The 17258-nt window shown below is 56.5% G+C and carries 13 protein-coding genes and 3 tRNA genes; 5 read left to right on the top strand and 11 right to left on the bottom strand.

Annotation, left to right across the window (positions count from 1 at the left end; genetic code table 11):
* Position 1: 1 nt before the first annotated feature.
* From amiB to nnr, 3 genes are read right to left on the bottom strand one after another with little or no spacing between them, the layout of a single operon-like run.
* The gene (gene amiB, locus GV764_RS13640; RefSeq protein WP_161660633.1) at positions 2 to 1342 is read right to left on the bottom strand and encodes an N-acetylmuramoyl-L-alanine amidase AmiB; all 1341 of its coding nucleotides are present in this window, start codon (positions 1340 to 1342) and stop codon (positions 2 to 4) included.
* A gap of 30 nt (positions 1343 to 1372) precedes the next feature.
* Positions 1373 to 1855 (bottom strand): tRNA (adenosine(37)-N6)-threonylcarbamoyltransferase complex ATPase subunit type 1 TsaE, encoded by a 483-nt coding sequence (tsaE, locus tag GV764_RS13635; RefSeq protein ID WP_161660632.1) that lies wholly within the window; start codon positions 1853 to 1855, stop codon positions 1373 to 1375.
* Positions 1848 to 3374, bottom strand: coding sequence for a bifunctional ADP-dependent NAD(P)H-hydrate dehydratase/NAD(P)H-hydrate epimerase (gene nnr, locus GV764_RS13630; protein WP_161660631.1), 1527 nt, complete (start codon positions 3372 to 3374; stop codon positions 1848 to 1850). Before nnr ends, tsaE begins: the two co-directional genes overlap by 8 nt.
* On the opposite strand from nnr, the gene queG reads away from it, so the two are divergent.
* A complete protein-coding gene (gene queG / locus GV764_RS13625; protein WP_161660630.1) occupies positions 3373 to 4512 on the top strand; it encodes a tRNA epoxyqueuosine(34) reductase QueG in 1140 nt (379 codons plus the stop codon). The two genes, nnr and queG, sit on opposite strands and share 2 nt — an antisense overlap.
* Before the next feature lie 269 nt (positions 4513 to 4781).
* Here queG and GV764_RS13620 read toward each other — a convergent pair.
* The 6 genes from GV764_RS13620 to GV764_RS13595 form a co-directional block, all read right to left on the bottom strand.
* Positions 4782 to 4857, bottom strand: a tRNA-Gly gene (locus GV764_RS13620).
* Between the two features lie 71 nt (positions 4858 to 4928).
* Positions 4929 to 5004: transfer RNA gene (locus GV764_RS13615), tRNA-Gly, on the bottom strand.
* Positions 5005 to 5074: 70 nt separating this feature from the next.
* Positions 5075 to 5150: transfer RNA gene (locus tag GV764_RS13610), tRNA-Gly, on the bottom strand.
* Between the two features lie 170 nt (positions 5151 to 5320).
* The gene (locus GV764_RS13605) at positions 5321 to 6070 is read right to left on the bottom strand and encodes a DeoR family transcriptional regulator (protein ID WP_161660629.1); all 750 of its coding nucleotides are present in this window, start codon (positions 6068 to 6070) and stop codon (positions 5321 to 5323) included.
* A gap of 50 nt (positions 6071 to 6120) precedes the next feature.
* Positions 6121 to 8553 (bottom strand): formate C-acetyltransferase/glycerol dehydratase family glycyl radical enzyme, encoded by a 2433-nt coding sequence (locus tag GV764_RS13600; protein WP_161660628.1) that lies wholly within the window; start codon positions 8551 to 8553, stop codon positions 6121 to 6123.
* A gap of 4 nt (positions 8554 to 8557) precedes the next feature.
* Complete coding sequence (locus GV764_RS13595; RefSeq protein ID WP_161660627.1) at positions 8558 to 9457, bottom strand: glycyl-radical enzyme activating protein; 900 nt, start codon at positions 9455 to 9457, stop codon at positions 8558 to 8560.
* A gap of 137 nt (positions 9458 to 9594) precedes the next feature.
* Here GV764_RS13595 and fsa point away from each other — a divergent pair, with 137 nt between their 5' ends.
* The gene (gene fsa, locus GV764_RS13590) at positions 9595 to 10260 is read left to right on the top strand and encodes a fructose-6-phosphate aldolase (RefSeq protein ID WP_161660626.1); all 666 of its coding nucleotides are present in this window, start codon (positions 9595 to 9597) and stop codon (positions 10258 to 10260) included.
* Between the two features lie 40 nt (positions 10261 to 10300).
* Here the strand turns inward: fsa and orn are convergent, their stop codons facing one another.
* Entirely contained in the window at positions 10301 to 10846 is a 546-nt protein-coding gene (gene orn, locus GV764_RS13585) for an oligoribonuclease (protein ID WP_161660625.1), read from the bottom strand.
* Between the two features lie 111 nt (positions 10847 to 10957).
* Here orn and rsgA point away from each other — a divergent pair, with 111 nt between their 5' ends.
* From rsgA to mscM, 3 genes are all read left to right on the top strand, one after another.
* Positions 10958 to 12010, top strand: coding sequence for a small ribosomal subunit biogenesis GTPase RsgA (rsgA, locus tag GV764_RS13580; protein ID WP_201743193.1), 1053 nt, complete (start codon positions 10958 to 10960; stop codon positions 12008 to 12010).
* Between the two features lie 101 nt (positions 12011 to 12111).
* Positions 12112 to 13083 carry an archaetidylserine decarboxylase gene (gene asd / locus GV764_RS13575; RefSeq protein ID WP_161660624.1) on the top strand — a complete coding sequence of 324 codons (972 nt, stop codon included), beginning with the start codon at positions 12112 to 12114 and terminating at the stop codon, positions 13081 to 13083.
* A 24-nt stretch (positions 13084 to 13107) separates the two neighbouring features.
* Positions 13108 to 16446 carry a miniconductance mechanosensitive channel MscM gene (gene mscM, locus GV764_RS13570; protein ID WP_161660623.1) on the top strand — a complete coding sequence of 1113 codons (3339 nt, stop codon included), beginning with the start codon at positions 13108 to 13110 and terminating at the stop codon, positions 16444 to 16446.
* Positions 16447 to 16480: 34 nt separating this feature from the next.
* On the opposite strand, the gene GV764_RS13565 is transcribed toward mscM, so the two are convergent.
* Positions 16481 to 16798, bottom strand: a complete 318-nt coding sequence (locus tag GV764_RS13565) for a YjeO family protein (RefSeq protein ID WP_161660622.1) — start codon at positions 16796 to 16798, stop codon at positions 16481 to 16483.
* Between the last annotated feature and the right edge of the window lie 460 nt (positions 16799 to 17258).

Here is a 17258-nt window from a genome sequence, read left to right as displayed (position 1 = left end):
CTTATTGCGTCACGGCGAACTGACCCGTGGTCGTTGAACCGGCGTTAACCGTTTTGCCGGTGCCGCCCTCACCGGGCGCCGATTGTAACGGATGCGACAGGAAATAGTTACGCAAGCCCTTATAAAGCGCATCGGCGATCTGCTGTTGGTAATCGTCGCTCGCTAACAGGCGCTCTTCGCCGCTGTTGCTGATAAACCCGGTCTCCACCAGCAGGGAGGGGATATCCGGCGAGCGCAGTACGCCCAGGCTGGCGTGTTCCGGACGGCGCTTGTGTAAATCACCGACCCGCGCCAGCTGCGACAGCACGTTAGTCGCCACGTCATAGCCTACACGCTGGGAGTGACCAAACTGCAAATCCAGTACCGCCTGGCTCAAATACGGGTCCGCCTGGCTGTTCGCCAGCACGTCGCCCGCTCCGCCCAGCAGTTCGGATTGCTTCTCGTGTTGTTCAAGCCAGCCCGCCATTTCGCTGTTGGCGCGGCGATTCGACAGGACCCAAACCGACGCGCCCGTGGCGTCGCGGTTCGGCGCGGCGTCGGCATGAATCGACACCAGCACGTTGGCGTTCTGTTTACGCGCCACATCGGAACGGCCCATCACCGAAATAAAGTAATCGCCGTCGCGGGTCAGCACGCCTTTAAACAGCGGATCGTCGTTTAACAGAGTGCGCAGCTTGCGGGCAATGGCGATAGTGACGTTTTTCTCTTTCACGCCGCCAGGGCCGATTGCGCCCGGATCCTGGCCGCCGTGTCCGGCGTCAATCGCGACCACAATACGGTCGCCGCTGGCTGAGACGTTGCGCGTGTTGGCAGGCCGCGTCACGGTGTTGCTGCTCACCACCGATGTCACGCGATCGGATTCCGCTTTAAACGGATTACGCGCAGGCTCTACGGCGCGCGGCGGCGGCGTGATTTCCCGTTTTGCTACCACGGGCGGCGGTGGAGGTGGAGGCGGCGCATCGGCGTCAATGGTGAACACCACGGTGTAGTTGGCGCCGTTTTGCTGCTTCACCGCGCGGGTTTTGCCGTTTTTAGTCAGGTCCACCACCAGGCGTAGCGAGCCCGTGTCTTTCGGTGTCCCTGAGCGGATGCTTTTCACCAGGTTATTGCCGCTGAAAATCAACGGCAGCCCCTGAATCACGCCGGTCTGTTTAATATCCAGCGCGACGCTGCGCTGGCCGTTGTGGGAAAACGCGTAATCAGGCTCGCCAAAAAAGCTGAACGTAATTCGCGCCTGGTCATCGCCATTGGAGACCTGGATATCGGATAAGCTTGCCGCCCATGCAGGCGCACACAGCGCCAGCAAAGCGATAATCAACCACTTTTTCATGAAAGGTATCATCCCGTCATCCTTGTTAAATGGCTGGACGTGTCACACCACAACCCGATCGGTGTTGGGATCCAAACGTGCCAATAACGTATTACCCGCTGCAGATACGGCTTTTATCTGTGCCGAACGCCCGCGATCGTGATAAGTAAGATGAATTTCGACATCCGGGTCAGGCAGCACACCCGCACCTTGTTGCGGCCACTCCACCAGGCAAATGGCGTTGTCGGCGAAATAATCGCGGATCCCCATAAACTCCAGTTCCTCAGGGTCCGCCAGTCGATATAAATCGAAGTGGTACACGGTCAACGCTTCAAGCTCGTAAGGTTCGACCAGGGTATAGGTGGGGCTTTTTACATTGCCCTTATGGCCCAGCGCCTGCAAAAAACCACGACTAAAAGTGGTTTTACCCGCCCCTAAATCACCCACCAGCCAGATCACCGTTGCGCCATTACAGGCCTGCGCCACGGCCTTGCCGAAATCTAACGTTGCCTGTTCATCGGCGAGAGGGATAACACGTTCAATCATGGTTTACATCATTCAGTTCAGGGTTAACAACCAGGTGCAGCGTCGTAAACAGATCGCTTGCGAGCATTCCACGCGTACCAGAACGGCGGGCGACGGCATCAGCGGCGGCGGCATGCGCCACGCAACCCGCGCAGGCGGCATCATAAAGATTGAGTTTTTGGCCCAATAACGCGCCGATGATACCGGACAACACATCGCCCATTCCGCCTGTCGCCATACCGGGGTTTCCGGCATCGACAATCGCGAGTTCACCGTTTTCGCTGGCGACCAGCGTACCCGCCCCCTTTAAGACCACAACGCCGCCATAACGTTTCGCCAGGCGGTGGGCTGCGAGTAAGCGATCGCTTTCAATTTGCGCGACGTCACAGTTGAGCAGACGCGCCGCTTCGCCGGGGTGCGGCGTAATAACCCGATTCTGACGTTTATCGGGATTGAATGCCAGAAGGTTGAGCGCATCCGCATCCCACAGCATCGGTTTTTGCGAATTCTCGACTTTTTGCAGCGCCCTTTTGCCCCATTTTTCTTGGCCCAGGCCAGGGCCGATAATCACCACGTCCGCCCATTCGAGGCCTTTGGCGAGCGATTCATCGGTTAATTCCTGCACCATCAGTTCAGGCCGGGCGGTGAGCAGCGCGGCGATATTCTCCTGGCGCGTCAATACGCGGACCAGCCCGGCACCGGAACGCAGCGCCGCTTCGCCCGCCAGGCGTATTGCCCCGGCGGTGCCGTGGTCGCCGCCAATCACCAGCAAGCGTCCGTTATCGCCTTTATGCGACGTAGCGCGGCGCGGTGTGAGCCAGCGTGCCAGCGTTGCGGCATCGTAACGCTGGATTGCCGCAGGCTTATCCGCCAGCCAGCTTTCCAGCCCGAGCGCATTAATCTGAAGCGTGCCCACCACATCGCGGGCTTTCCCGGTCAACAGGCCGGGCTTCAGGGCGATAAACGTCAACGTTTGCTGGGCAAAAATCACGCTGCCGGGGGTGGCGCCGGTTTCGGCCAATAATCCGGAGGGGATATCTAACGCCAGAATCGGCGCGGGATCGGCATTGGCTTGATCAATCAGCGCGCTGACCGCAGGACGCGGCGCGCTGGCAAGACCGGTTCCCAGCAGGCCATCAATAATCAGCGACACGCCCTGCGGCCAGGGCGTCGTCGATGCGTGGATTTCCCCGCCCGCGTTCAGCCAGGCCTCGCGGGCGCAGGCAGCCTCTTCAGGAAGCGGTTTGTCGCTCTCCAGCGCCAGCAGCGTAACGTCGATGCCTTCGGCTTTCGCCAGCCGCGCCACCACGTAGCCGTCGCCGCCGTTATTGCCGTGGCCGCATAGCACCAGCCAGTGCTGTGCCTCGGGCCACGTCGCGCGCGCCAGCCGAAACGCGGCGTCCCCGGCGCGTAGCATCAGTTCATACAGGGTGATGCCGAGGCTATCCGCCGCCTCTTTCTCCGCCTTTCTTACCCACTCAGCCGGCCATACCGAGTGTGGTATACTGCTACGGTTATTGGTAAGCCGATGGTCCGTCATGTCTGAACCCCTTGATCTCTCTCTTCTCGCGCAAAATATAAAACAATGGGGCGCCGGGCTCGGCTTTCAGCATGTCGGTATTGCCGACACTGATTTAAGCCCCCATGAACCCGCGCTCCAGGCGTGGCTGGACAAACAATATCACGGCGAGATGGAGTGGATGGCGCGTCACGGTATGATGCGCGCCCGCCCGCACGAACTGTTGCCCGGCACTCTGCGCGTGATCAGCGTCAGGATGAACTATCTGCCCACCAACGCCGCGTTTGCGCGCACTTTAAAAGATCCCTCGCTGGGTTATATCAGCCGCTATGCGCTGGGGCGCGATTATCACAAGCTGATGCGAAACCGGCTAAAAAAACTGGGGGAAATGATTCAGGAGCAGTACGCGTCGCTGAATTTTAGACCCTTTGTCGATTCTGCGCCCGTGCTTGAACGCCCGTTGGCCGCAAAGGCGGGCCTGGGCTGGACAGGTAAGCACTCACTTATCCTCGATCGCAACGCCGGTTCGTTCTTTTTTCTTGGTGAATTGCTGGTGGATATTCCGCTGCCGGTGGATCAGCCAGTGGAAGAAGGCTGTGGCCGCTGCGTGGCGTGTATGACCATCTGCCCTACCGGCGCGATTGTCGAGCCTTACACCGTTGACGCGCGTCGCTGTATTTCTTATCTGACCATTGAACTGGAAGGCGCTATCCCGGAAGAATTCCGCCCGCTCATCGGTAACCGCATCTACGGCTGCGATGATTGCCAGCTGATTTGCCCGTGGAACCGTTTTTCTCAGCTAACCGTTGAGGCCGACTTTTCGCCGCGCCAGGCGTTACATAGCCCTAAGCTGATTGAGCTGTTTGGCTGGAGCGAAGCGCATTTCCTGAAAATGACCGAAGGTTCCGCGATCCGCCGCATTGGTCACATACGTTTTCTGCGTAACATCGCCGTCGCGTTAGGTAACGCGGCCTGGGATGAAGCCAATATCGCCGCGCTAACAAAAAGAAAAGGTGAGCACCCACTTCTTGATGAGCACATAGACTGGGCGATTGCGCAACAATTGACCAAGCGAAACGCCGATGCAATCGAAGTGCAACTGCCGCAAAAACAGCGTCTGGTGCGGGTGATAGAGAAAGGTTTAACGCGTGATGCTTAAGAAAACTCTGCTGTGAATAAAATTTAAAAGGCCTTGCCATTCAATCGTAAAAAATACGTCAGTGATCGAATTAACAATTTTAAGCGTTTAAAAATTTCATTAAGAAACAACATGCTGGCGAAAAGATGTCAAAATGTGACTTGTAGTCTACGGCGGAGCGGCAAGAAATAACCTGTGGATAACTCTGTTGAAAGACCTGTTTCAAACTCGCGAAAAAGGCTTACAGACAAGTTGACTTGCTGTGGATAATTTTTAATCGGTGAGAAATTTGGAGCGGGAAACGAGACTCGAACTCGCGACCCCGACCTTGGCAAGGTCGTGCTCTACCAACTGAGCTATTCCCGCTTAATCTTTGTCTTTCGCGCTGCTGAAGTGCAACCCGAAATCCTGCGATTGAATGGTGCTGAATCAAATTTTGGAGCGGGAAACGAGACTCGAACTCGCGACCCCGACCTTGGCAAGGTCGTGCTCTACCAACTGAGCTATTCCCGCTTAATCTTCGTCTTTCGCGCTGCGTAACTGCAACCCGAAATCCTGCGATTGGGTGGTGCTGAACAAATTTTGGAGCGGGAAACGAGACTCGAACTCGCGACCCCGACCTTGGCAAGGTCGTGCTCTACCAACTGAGCTATTCCCGCCCGACGTGCACTGCATTTCTGCTCTGTCACGGGAGGCGCATTATACGAGAAATCATCGCTGTCGCAATACTTTCAAAGCGTTTTTTTGTGATTTTTATCTGAATGCTGATTTTATCAACAAGCTGGCGAAATTAAAAACAGTCTTGTTACAAAACGGTTATCAAAAAAATTTACGCTGCTGTGATAAGCGTACAGCGTAGTCCGGCAGTATCAAGCTGCTGGCGATAAATAGCCGGTAAATGGCTATCGGTAATGACTTCATGCATCAGCGACAGCGGGCCCAGCGCATGGGGATGGATCTCCCCAAACTTCGAGCTGTCGGTCAATACGTAGTTGCTGGCGCACTTCCGCAGCGCGGTGACAACAATATCGGCGCGCAGCATATCGCGGCCGGTAAAACCGGTTTCAGGATGAAACCCGTCAATGCCGATAAACGCTTTCGCAAAATGGACATGCTCCAGGGCCAGTCGCGCCAGCGGCCCTACCATGCTTTCGCTGCGCTTTTGCAGCACGCCACCCAGCAGAATGACCTCGCAACGACTGTCACGCAGCAAATTAGCGATATGCACGCTGGCGGTGATAACCGTAACCTGGCGTTCTTTTGCCAGTACCCGCGCCAGAATGGCATTGGTACTGCCGTTCTCAATAAATACCGTTTCGCCATCGTCAATCAGCGAGGCGGCATACTCCGCCAGCGCTTTTTTGACCGGGAAATTACACAGCATCCGTGAATCCACGCTGTCGATATCCGTTGCCACCGCGAAACCGTGCTCGCGTTTTAAATACGCGCCCTGTTCCAGATAATTAAGATCGTGGCGTACGGTCACTACCGACACGCCTGTCACATCCGCCAGTTCGACGACCGGTACGCGTTTATTATCGGTGACATATTGCAGGATACGCTGTTGTCGATCGTTCATAGGCTCATAACGTCAGGAAGCGCAGCGGCAACGCCGCTGCGCGGGGTGGGTTACAGGGTGTGTTCGGTACGGGCGATGATATCGTCCTGGGCATCCGGAGACAGCGTAGTAAAGAACGCGGAATAGCCCGCGACGCGCACCACAAGGTCGCGGTACTGGTCAGGATGTTTCTTCGCCTCCAGCAGCGTTTCCCGCGACACGATGTTGTACTGAATATGCCAGCCCTTATGCACTTCGAAAAAGGTTCTCAGCATCATCATCAGTTTGATACGGTCGCTGTTGTTTTCCAGCGTGGCCGGGTTCAGTTTCTGGTTCAGCAACACCCCACCAAGAATCGATCCGGTCGGCAGTTTGCCTACCGAACTGATCACCGCCGTTGGCCCGAGGTGATCGGTCCCGGAAGCCGGGCTGGCCCCTTCCGCCAGCGGCGTTTTGGCTTTACGGCCGTCCGGCGTCGCCATGGTTGCCGCGCCAAAAGGCACGTTAGCGGAAATAGACGACGTGCCCGCGTAATAATTACCGCCAATCGGCCCCCTGCCGTAGCGCGGGTTGTGATACTGCTTAATCTCGTCAATGTAGGTCTGATAAGCCCGCGCCAGCAGCTCGTCCACGCTGTCGTCATCGTTGCCGTATTTCGGCGCGCTGTTGATCAGGCGCTGACGCAGTTGCTCATGGGTCAGGCCGTCGAAATCCTCCGCCAGTGCCTGCGCCAGCTGCTGCTGACCCATCGCGCCCTGCTCGAAGACCAGTTTTTTCACCGCCGCCAGGCTGTTGCCCAGATTCGCGATCCCCACCTGCAAACCGGATACCCAGTCATATTTCGCGCCGCCCTGCTTGATGCTTTTCGCGCGCTCGATACAGTCATCCACCAGCGCCGAACAGAGAATATCGTGAACGTTCTCTTCCAGCATGGTATCTACCACGTACTCGATTTCGATAGATTTACGGGTGTAGTAGCGGATTTGGTTATCCCAGGCCGCCATCACTTCGTCAAACTGGCTGAAATTGCCCTTCGACAGCGCCAGTTCCTGCGGCAGGAAGACTTTACCGCTGGTGGCGTCTTTGCCTCCTTCCAGCGCCGCCAGCATCACGCGCGCAAAATTGATAAAGCTCATGCCGGTGCAGCGGTAGCCCCATTTGCCGCCCACGGCGGTTTCGATGCAGCCAATGGCGGCATATTGATAAGCGTCTTCAGGCTCCACGCCAAGCTTGATGAATTCCGGGATCACGATTTCATCGTTGTTGAACGCCGGCATACCAAAACCGCAGCGAATCACCTGTACGCAGGCGTCCAGGAAGTCGTCGCTGATACCGGCGTGATAGCGCACGCTGAGGTTCGGTTGGGTAGAGCGCAGGCGTCCGCAGGATTCCAGAATGGCGTAAGACAGCGGGTTAACCGCATCCGTCGCCACGCCGTTCACCAGATTCTGGCCGCCGATGGTCACGTTCTGGTACAGCGGGCTGCCCGCCGAGGCTTTTGAATGCGAGCCGGAGCGGATTTTGTTCACTTCCAGCAGCTTCAGCCAACAGCTGTGCAGCATTTCGATGGCCTGTTCGCGGGTCAGCGACTGTTCCAGCTCCACGTCGCGGCGATACCATGGGTAGAGATACTGGTCCATGCGGCCAAACGACACCGAGTGTCCGTTAGACTCGATCTGCAAAATCAGCTGGATGAAATAGCACAGCTGCAGCGCCTGCCAGAAGGTTTTCGGCGGCTCGTGGGCGATGACTTCACAGTTTTCAGCAATAGCGCGCAGCTCGGTTTTACGCGCCTCGCGGGTTTCCTGTTGCGCCATCTGCTGCGCCAGCGCGGCAAACCGCAGAATATGATGGCTGACGGCTTCAAGCGTAATATCAATGGCCTTCAGGAACTGCTCGCCGTGCAAATCTTCCAGCACGGTCAGATTGATGCGCGAGCGGCGCTCGGCCACTTTGGCGCGCATCCCGTCCATCCCCAGCGCCAGCAACAGCGGGAAATTCACCGCCAGATGGGCGTCGCCAGAGGTCATATTGCCTTCGGCTTTGATGATGCCGGTATCCAGCAGCGCCTTTTGCTCGCTGGTAAACATGCCGTAGCAGCGATCCTGCACCGTTTGCCCGCGCCACCACGGGCAAATCTCATGCAGCACCCGCTTGTTCTCCTCGCTTACCGCAAACCCGGCGCCGGGACGATCGGCCAGATCGTCGATCTCTTTTTCGATCCACGACACGGTGTATTCCGGGAAAATCGGCGCGGCGCGCACTTCACTCGCCTGGTTGCCGACAATCAGCTCGTCATGTTTGATCCAGATGGTGCGTTCCGCCAGATGATGGGCCAGCGCCAGCGCGCGGCGTACCGGAATCGGCTTATCCATATTCTGTTGATAAACCATGGTGTAGTGCCGGGCGCGCTCGGTACAGACCGGCGGTTTAACAATATGCACCAGGGCGTTTTTGTGCGCCTTAATACGGTCGCTCAGCACATCCAGTTTCAGGGTAGTCATGACATTATCCTCTCAGGGTAGCCGTCAGGCCCTTCTCACGGGCGCAGGACTGGGCAAAATCAAGCAATTCCGGCGCATCGAGCGGTTTGTCCGGCGCCAGGTAGGGTTGGTTTAAAAGGTGATATTTGTTGATGCCCAGGGTGTGATAGGGCAAAAAATGAATCTCTTTGGCGTTGAGTTTTTCTGCGGCGAAGTCAGTAATCGCCTGGATTGACGCTTCGTCGGCGTTAAAACCGGGGATCAACGGGACGCGGATAATCATCTGTTTCCCGGCTGCCGCCACGTTTTCCAGATTCTTCATCACGCGCCGGGCTGAACCGTCGGTCCACTGTTTAAACGCCGCGTCATCCACGTGCTTAAGATCGGCAAGAAACAAATCGGTATACGGAAGCGAAGGCTCCACATAATGCCAGGGCACGTGCAGGCAGGTTTCTACTGCGGTATGAATGCCCTGCTCATGGCTGGCTTTCAACAGCGCCAGCGCCATCTCGGGGTTCATGAAGGGTTCGCCGCCCGACAGGGTCAGCCCGCCGCCGCTGCGGTCATAAAACGGCTTATCGCGCAGCACCGTCGCCATAATCCGATCAACGCTTTTCTCTTCGCCGCACACCGTCAGTGCCTGTGTAGGGCAGCAGTCCTGTAAACGGTCGAGATGCGCAGTTTCCAGCTTTTCACGATGAATAATCAGCCCGGTCAGGCTACGTTGGATGATGTCCGGCAGCGCCTGTTGGCAAAGATCGCAGCCTTCAAGGCACAAGCGGGGATCGAATAACACGTCGCGCTCGCGTGAACGGCTTTCCGGATTCTGGCACCAGCGGCACCCCAGAGAGCACCCTTTCAGGAATACCACGGTACGAATGCCGGGGCCGTCGTGGGTCGAGTAGCGCTGGATATTGAAAATCATAAAATTCACCGGTTTTGTTACGTATGAAAATTAAATGACTTTCGAAAGAAAGTAACATTGATTTCGATCAACCAGCCTGCGAAGGGCGAAGATATACTGCGCTAAGTTGCTGCATTTCACATTTTGAGGACGACACAATGGAACTTTACCTGGATACTGCCGACGTCGCGGCGGTGGCCCGCCTGGCGCGGATCTTCCCTTTAGCCGGCGTGACCACCAACCCCAGCATTGTCGCCAGCGGGAAAAAACCCGTGAGCGTGGTATTGCCGGAATTGCAGGAGGCGCTGGGCGGTAAGGGGCGTTTATTCGCGCAGGTGATGGCGACACAGGCAGAAAAGATGGTGGACGAAGCGCTGGCGCTGCGGGAAATCATTGCCGATCTGGTGGTCAAAGTGCCGGTGACGCCGGAAGGCCTGGCGGCAATCAAGATCCTGAAAACCAAAGGCGTCCCCACGCTGGGTACGGCGGTTTACGGTGCTGCTCAGGGCTTGTTAAGCGCGCTGGCGGGCGCGGAATACGTCGCGCCGTATGTGAACCGCGTTGATGCTCAGGGCGGTGACGGGATCAAAACCGTTACCGAGCTCCAGCAGTTGCTGACGCTGCATGCGCCGGGTTCGAACGTACTGGCAGCAAGCTTTAAAACGCCGCGTCAGGCGCTGGATTGCCTGCTGGCGGGCTGTAAAGCCATCACCCTGCCGCTGGACGTGGCGGAACAGTTTATCAATGCGCCAGCGGTCACGGCGGCGGTAGCTAAATTTGAGCAGGACTGGCAAAACGCATTCGGCACGCTGGCGCTTAAGTAAAAACAATTCAGGCCGCGAAAGCGGCCTGAATTTGATGGTATCAGAGCTTAATAAAGTGCTCGCGGTAATACGCCAGCTCTGCCACCGACTCACGGATATCATCCAGCGCCTGATGTGAACCCTCTTTCTTCAGGCCGACCAGAATTTCCGGCTTCCAGCGGCGCGCCAGTTCTTTCAGCGTGCTGACGTCCAGATAGCGATAGTGGAAATAGGCTTCCAGTTCCGGCATGTACTTAAACAGGAAACGGCGATCCTGGCCGATGCTGTTGCCGCAGATCGGCGAAGTATTGGCAGGCACCCACTGCTTCAGGAATTCGAGGGTCGCCTGTTCTGCCGCGCGGTCGTCCAGCGTACTGGCCTTCACGCGATCCACCAGGCCGCTGCCGGTATGGGTGCGCACGTTCCAGTCATCCATCAGCGCCAGCTGTTCGTCCGACTGATGCACCGCGATCACCGGGCCTTCCGCCAGGATATTCAGATTTGCATCGGTAACCAGAGTGGCGATTTCGATAATGCGGTCGCGCTCTGGATCAAGGCCCGTCATCTCCAGATCGATCCAAATCAGATTATTTTCATTTCCACTCATGCTATTTTCCACCCTTCTGGCGTCACCCACGGTGACGATCGGTTAATTCATGTAAAATTAGTGTGTATCATAGAGGTTTTGCCCATTCCGGGCGACCAGGAGCCAGCACGATTGAGCAAAAATAAACTCTCCAAAGGGCAACAGCGCCGTGTGAAAGCGAACCACCAGCGTCGGTTAAAGGCGCCGGAGAAGGTGGATTACGACGACAACCTGTTTGGCGAGCCGGGCGAAGGCGTGGTGATCAGCCGTTTTGGTATGCATGCCGATGTCGAGGCGCCAGAGGGTTCAGTACACCGTTGTAACATTCGCCGTACCATTCGTTCGCTGGTGACCGGCGACCGCGTTGTCTGGCGTCCGGGTAAAACCGCGGCGGAAGGGATGGCGGTGAAAGGCATCGTCGAAGCCGTGCATGAGCGCACCTCGGTGCTGACTCGCCCTGATTTTTATGATGGGGTAAAACCTATCGCCGCCAATATCGACCAGATCGTGATCGTTTCTGCGATCCTCCCTGAGCTGTCGCTCAATATTATCGATCGCTATCTGGTGGCCTGCGAAACCCTGAACGTCGAGCCGCTGATCGTATTAAACAAGATCGACCTGCTGGATGCTGAAGGAATGGCTTTTGTTAATGAGCAGATGGATATCTATCGCGGGATCGGCTATCGCGTCCTGATGGTTTCCAGCCATCAGCAAAACGGCTTGCAGGAACTGCAAAACGCCCTCACCGACCGGATCAGTATCTTCGCCGGGCAATCAGGCGTTGGGAAATCGAGTCTGCTCAATGCTCTGCTGGGACTGACCGACGACAGTATTCTCACCAACGACGTTTCTGACGTATCAGGGCTGGGACAACACACCACTACCGCTGCACGGCTGTATCACTTCCCGCACGGCGGCGATGTGATTGATTCCCCCGGCGTACGTGAATTTGGTCTGTGGCATCTCGAACCGGAACAAATCACCCAGGGCTTTGTCGAATTCCACGACTATCTGGGCCACTGCAAATACCGCGACTGCAAGCATGATGCCGACCCTGGCTGCGCCATTCGTGAAGCGGTCGAACAGGGAAAAATTGCGGAAAGCCGTTTCGATAATTACCACCGCATCCTGGAAAGCATGAGTCAGGTAAAAACGCGTAAAAGCTTTTCTGAATCTGATGACTGACATTTAATCCTGGCATCGCTAGAATCGCCCCCCTTTGGGTGTCGCCTGGTCCAGAGTGACCGGGCCAGGAACAGCAAAATAACATTAGCCTGGAGGCTATCTTGTTAAACAACTTTAAACTTTCGCTTCAATACATTCTCCCGAAACTGTGGCTCACTCGCCTGGCGGGCTGGGGCGCAAGTAAACGTGCTGGCTGGCTGACCAAACTGGTGATCGACCTGTTCGTCAAAGCCTACAAGGTCAACATGAACGAAGCGCAGAAGCCGGATACCGCCAGCTACCGCACCTTTAACGATTTCTTTGTTCGCCCGCTGCGCGATGACGTGCGCCCGGTCAATACCGACCCCAATGTGCTGGTGATGCCCGCCGATGGCGTTATTAGTCAGTTGGGCCGCATTGAAGAAGACAAAATCCTGCAAGCCAAAGGCCATAACTACAGCCTGGAAGCGCTGCTGGCCGGTAACTACCTGATGGCGGACAAATTCCGCAACGGGACCTTCGCCACGACCTATCTGTCGCCGCGTGACTATCACCGCGTACATATGCCGTGCAACGGGATCCTGCGTGAGATGATCTACGTACCGGGGGATCTGTTCTCGGTTAACCATTTAACCGCCCGGAACGTGCCGAACCTGTTCGCCCGTAACGAGCGCGTGATTTGCCTGTTCGATACTGAATTTGGCCCGATGGCGCAGATTCTGGTGGGCGCGACCATTGTCGGCAGCATCGAAACGGCGTGGTCCGGTACGGTTACGCCGCCGCGTGAAGGCGTGATCAAGCGCTGGACGTGGCCCGCAGGCGAGAGCGAAAACGCCGTCGCGCTGCTTAAAGGCCAGGAAATGGGCCGCTTCAAGCTCGGCTCCACAGTGATTAACCTGTTCGCGCCGGGCAAAGTGAATCTGGTCGAGGGGCTGCAAAGCCTGTCGGTAACTCGCCTTGGCGAAGCGCTGGCGGTTTCCACCGAAACATTCGAGACGCCGGACACCACGCCTGCGCCGCTGTCGGATGAGGAAATCAATGCTGAACTGGCGGCCAGCCCGCTGGTTGACGGCTCCCCGAAAGATCAGGGTTAATTTTTTACGTAAAGGTAGACTGACGTGCGCCTGATTATCACAATCCTGATGGCCTGGTGCCTCAGTATGGGGGCGTACGCTGCGACGTCCCCCGACGCAAAACAAATCTCCCAGGAACTGGAGCAAGCCAAAGCGGCAAAAAACCTGCCCAACCAGGCGGAAACCGTGGAGGCCCTCCAGGCCGCGTTGAACGCGCTTGAAGAGCGCAAAGCCTCGCTGGAGCGCGCAACGCAATACCAGCAAGTTATTGATAACTACCCCAAGCTTTCTGAGACCCTGCGCCAGCAGTTGAACAACCTGCGCGACGAGCCGCAAAAAGTCCCGGAAGGCCTCACCTCCGACGCCCTGAGTCAGGAAATCCTGCAAGTCAGCAGCCAACTGCTGGAAAAAAGCCGTCTGGCCCAGCAGGAGCAGGAGCGTACCCGGGAAATCGCCGACTCGCTCAGCCAGCTTCCGCAACAGCAAACCGATGCGCGCCGTCAGTTGAATGAAGTGGAACGGCGGGCGGGCGCGCAGACCGGGGCAAGCAACGCCTTAACTCAGGCCCAGCAGCTTAACGCTCAGGCGGAATCCGCACGCCTTAAAGCGTTGGTCGATGAGCTCGAACTGGCGCAGCTTTCCGCCAGCAACCGCCAGGAGCTGTCCCGGATGCGCAGCGAGCTGGCGCAAAAGCAAAGCCAGCAACTGGATGCTTATCTGCAAGCCCTGCGCAATCAACTCAATAGCCAGCGGCAGAAAGAGGCTGAGCGCGCCCTGGAAAGCACCGAACTGTTGGCTGAAAACAGCGCGGGCCTGCCGCCGTCTATCGAAGAGCAGTTCAAAATCAACCGCGAGCTGTCACAGGCGCTCAATCAGCAGGCGCAGCGTATGGACCTGGTGGCTTCGCAGCAGCGCCAGGCATCTGGCCAGACGCTGCAAGTGCGTCAGGCGCTGAATACCCTGCGCGAGCAGTCACAGTGGCTGGGCGTGTCGAACATGCTCGGCGAAGCGTTGCGTGCGCAGGTAGCCCGTCTGCCGGAAATGCCCAAGCCGCAGCAGCTGGATACGGAAATGGCGCAGCTGCGCGTTCACCGTATGCGCTATGAGGATTTGCTGAACAAGCAGCCGCAATTGCGTCAGGTTCGCCAGGCCGACGGCGCGCCGCTCACGGCGGAGCAAAACCGCATTCTGGAGGCGCAATTGCGCACCCAGCGCGAGCTGCTCAATTCGCTGTTGCAGGGCGGCGATACGCTGATCCTGGAGTTAACCAAGCTGAAAGTCGCCAACAGCCAGCTGGAGGACGCATTAAAAGAGGTTAACGAGGCGACCCACCGCTATCTGTTCTGGACGGCGGACGTCAGCCCGATGACCATCGCCTGGCCGCTTGAAATCGTGCAGGATTTACGCCGCCTGGTATCGCTCGACACCGCCAGCCAGATGGGCAACGCCACGCTGATGATGCTCACCAGTAAAGAGACGCTGCTGCCGTTGTTTGGCGCGCTGATCCTGGTGGGCTTCAGCCTCAGTTCGCGGCGCCATTTCACGGCGTTTCTGGAGCGCTCCAGCGCCCGCATCGGCAAAGTCACCCAGGATCACTTCAGGCTGACGCTGCGCACATTGTTCTGGTCGATTCTGGTGGCCTCGCCGCTGCCGGTGCTCTGGGCGACGCTCGGTTACGGGCTGCGCGAGGCCTGGCCCTACCCTATTGCCGTGGCGATTGGCGATGGCGTGACGGCCACCGTGCCGCTGCTGTGGGTCGTGATGATTTGTGCCACCTTCGCCCGCCCGAACGGGCTGTTTATCGCCCACTTCGGCTGGCCGCGCCGCCAGGTCGCCCGCGCAATGCGCTACTACCTGATGACCATCGGGTTTGTGGTGCCGCTGATCATGGCGCTGATCATGTTCGATAACCTTAACGATCGGGAATTCTCCGGCTCGCTGGGCCGCCTGTGCTTTATCCTGATTTGCGGCGCGCTGGCTATTGTGACGTTAAGCCTGAAACGCGCCGGGATACCGCTGTGGCTGGATAAAGAAGGCAGCGGCGACAACATGGTGAACAAGATGCTGTGGAACCTGATGCTCAGCGCGCCGTTGCTGGCGATTCTGGCATCCGCCGTGGGGTATCTGGCCACTGCGCAGGCACTGCTGGCGCGCCTTGAAACCTCGGTCGCCATCTGGTTCCTGCTGCTGGTGGTTTATCATGTGATCCGCCGCTGGATGTTTATTCAGCGCCGCCGTCTGGCGTTTGACCGCGCCAAACACCGCCGTGCGGAAATCCTCGCCCAGCGCGCACGCGGCGAAGAGGAGCCAGCCCACAACCACAGCACCGAAGGCAGCAATGAGATTATTGAAGAGCCGGAAGTGGATCTCGATACCATCAGCGCCCAGTCGCTCCGGCTGGTGCGGTCGATACTGATGCTGATCGCTCTGCTGTCGGTGATTGTGCTGTGGTCGGAAATCCATTCGGCCTTCGGCTTCCTGGAGAATATTTCTCTGTGGGATGTCACCTCGACGGTGCAGGGCGTGGAAAGCATTGAGCCAATCACCCTCGGGGCGGTGCTGATCGCCATTCTGGTGTTTATTATCACTACCCAGCTGGTACGAAACCTACCGGCCCTGCTGGAACTGGCGCTGTTGCAGCATCTGGATTTAACGCCTGGCACCGGTTACGCCATCACCACCATCACCAAATACCTGCTGATGCTGATTGGCGGCCTGACCGGGTTCTCAATGATCGGGATTGAGTGGTCGAAACTGCAATGGCTGGTGGCCGCGCTCGGTGTGGGGCTGGGTTTTGGTTTACAGGAAATTTTCGCCAACTTTATTTCCGGCCTGATTATCCTGTTTGAGAAACCGATCCGCATCGGCGATACCGTGACCATCCGCGATTTGACTGGCAGCGTGACGCGCATTAATACCCGCGCCACCACTATCAGCGACTGGGACCGCAAAGAGATCATCGTGCCGAACAAGGCATTTATCACCGAGCAGTTTATCAACTGGTCGCTGTCCGACTCGGTCACCCGCGTGGTGCTGACCGTGCCTGCGCCGGGCGATGCCGATAGCGAAGAGGTAACGCAAATTTTGTATACCGCCGCGAAACGCTGTTCGCTGGTCATTGATAACCCGGCGCCGGAAGTGTTCCTGGTGGATTTACAGCAGGGTCTGCAACTGTTTGAGCTGCGTATTTACGCCGCTGAGATGGGGCACCGGATGCCGCTGCGCCATGAGATCCACCAGTTGATCCTGCACGGCTTCCGCGAACACGGTATTGACCTGCCGTTCCCGCCGTTCCAGATGCGTCTGGAAAGCCTGGACGGCAAGCGTACTGCGCGGACGTTAACGTCGGCTGGAAAGAACTCGCGCCCGGCGGGAAGTGTGTAATCAGGGAGCCGGTTACTTCGGGTGACCGGCTTTTTTAGCAGAGGCAAAGTTGATAGCGGATAAAAAATTGCCATAGCCAATATCCTGTAAGACATAAGGTGATTAACCAGATAAACCAATGATGCTTTTTTTTGATAATAAGAACATAAATTGCAGGAAAGAAAAGGGGAAGCGTTACGATGATACCGACATCGCGAACATCGTCTTTTTCAATCAAATAAATCAGATCGCAGATGTTTTTAATTTCTCCAGAACCTATCATCCACTCTTTATCCTGAGAAGAAAATACAACAATCCAAAATAACGCAACAAAGAACCAAATTATCCCTAGGGCATAAATTTTATAATTCATTCATCTACCCTCTACTATCCGCATTATGGCTTCTTTTTGAAGAATACGCCGTCCGTATTCACTATATACACGGGTTGGAAAACCTATTGGATCATGAATTGAGTATTTACTCTCACTTTCATTTCTTTGGGTTCTCCTATTACTACTTGCCTGGCTTGCACAACACCTAATCCTTTGAACCTTTCGGGCATTCCACCGACTTCTGATACAGCAACACCCGCTAATTAACAAGCTGAGATCTCAGCTTGTTTAACATATTGCTTCATCATGTTTCGGTGGTAGATTAACCATGAAATTTTATAAAGCATAAATACGCATTCCCCGTCATAAATCTCTAATTCTTGGGCAATGCATACCCACGGAATGCATCAAAGCCATTCCAGTGCAGGAAGCCATATTCATCAACCTCACAAAATAATAATGATTCATTCATTTTATAAATCTCTCTCTACAATAAAAC

Origin of the sequence: Atlantibacter hermannii (assembly GCF_009907385.1) — a bacterium.
GTDB lineage: Bacteria > Pseudomonadota > Gammaproteobacteria > Enterobacterales > Enterobacteriaceae > Atlantibacter > Atlantibacter hermannii_A.
Note: the sequence above shows the minus strand (reverse complement) of the source record. Positions and strands in the feature narration are given on the sequence as shown.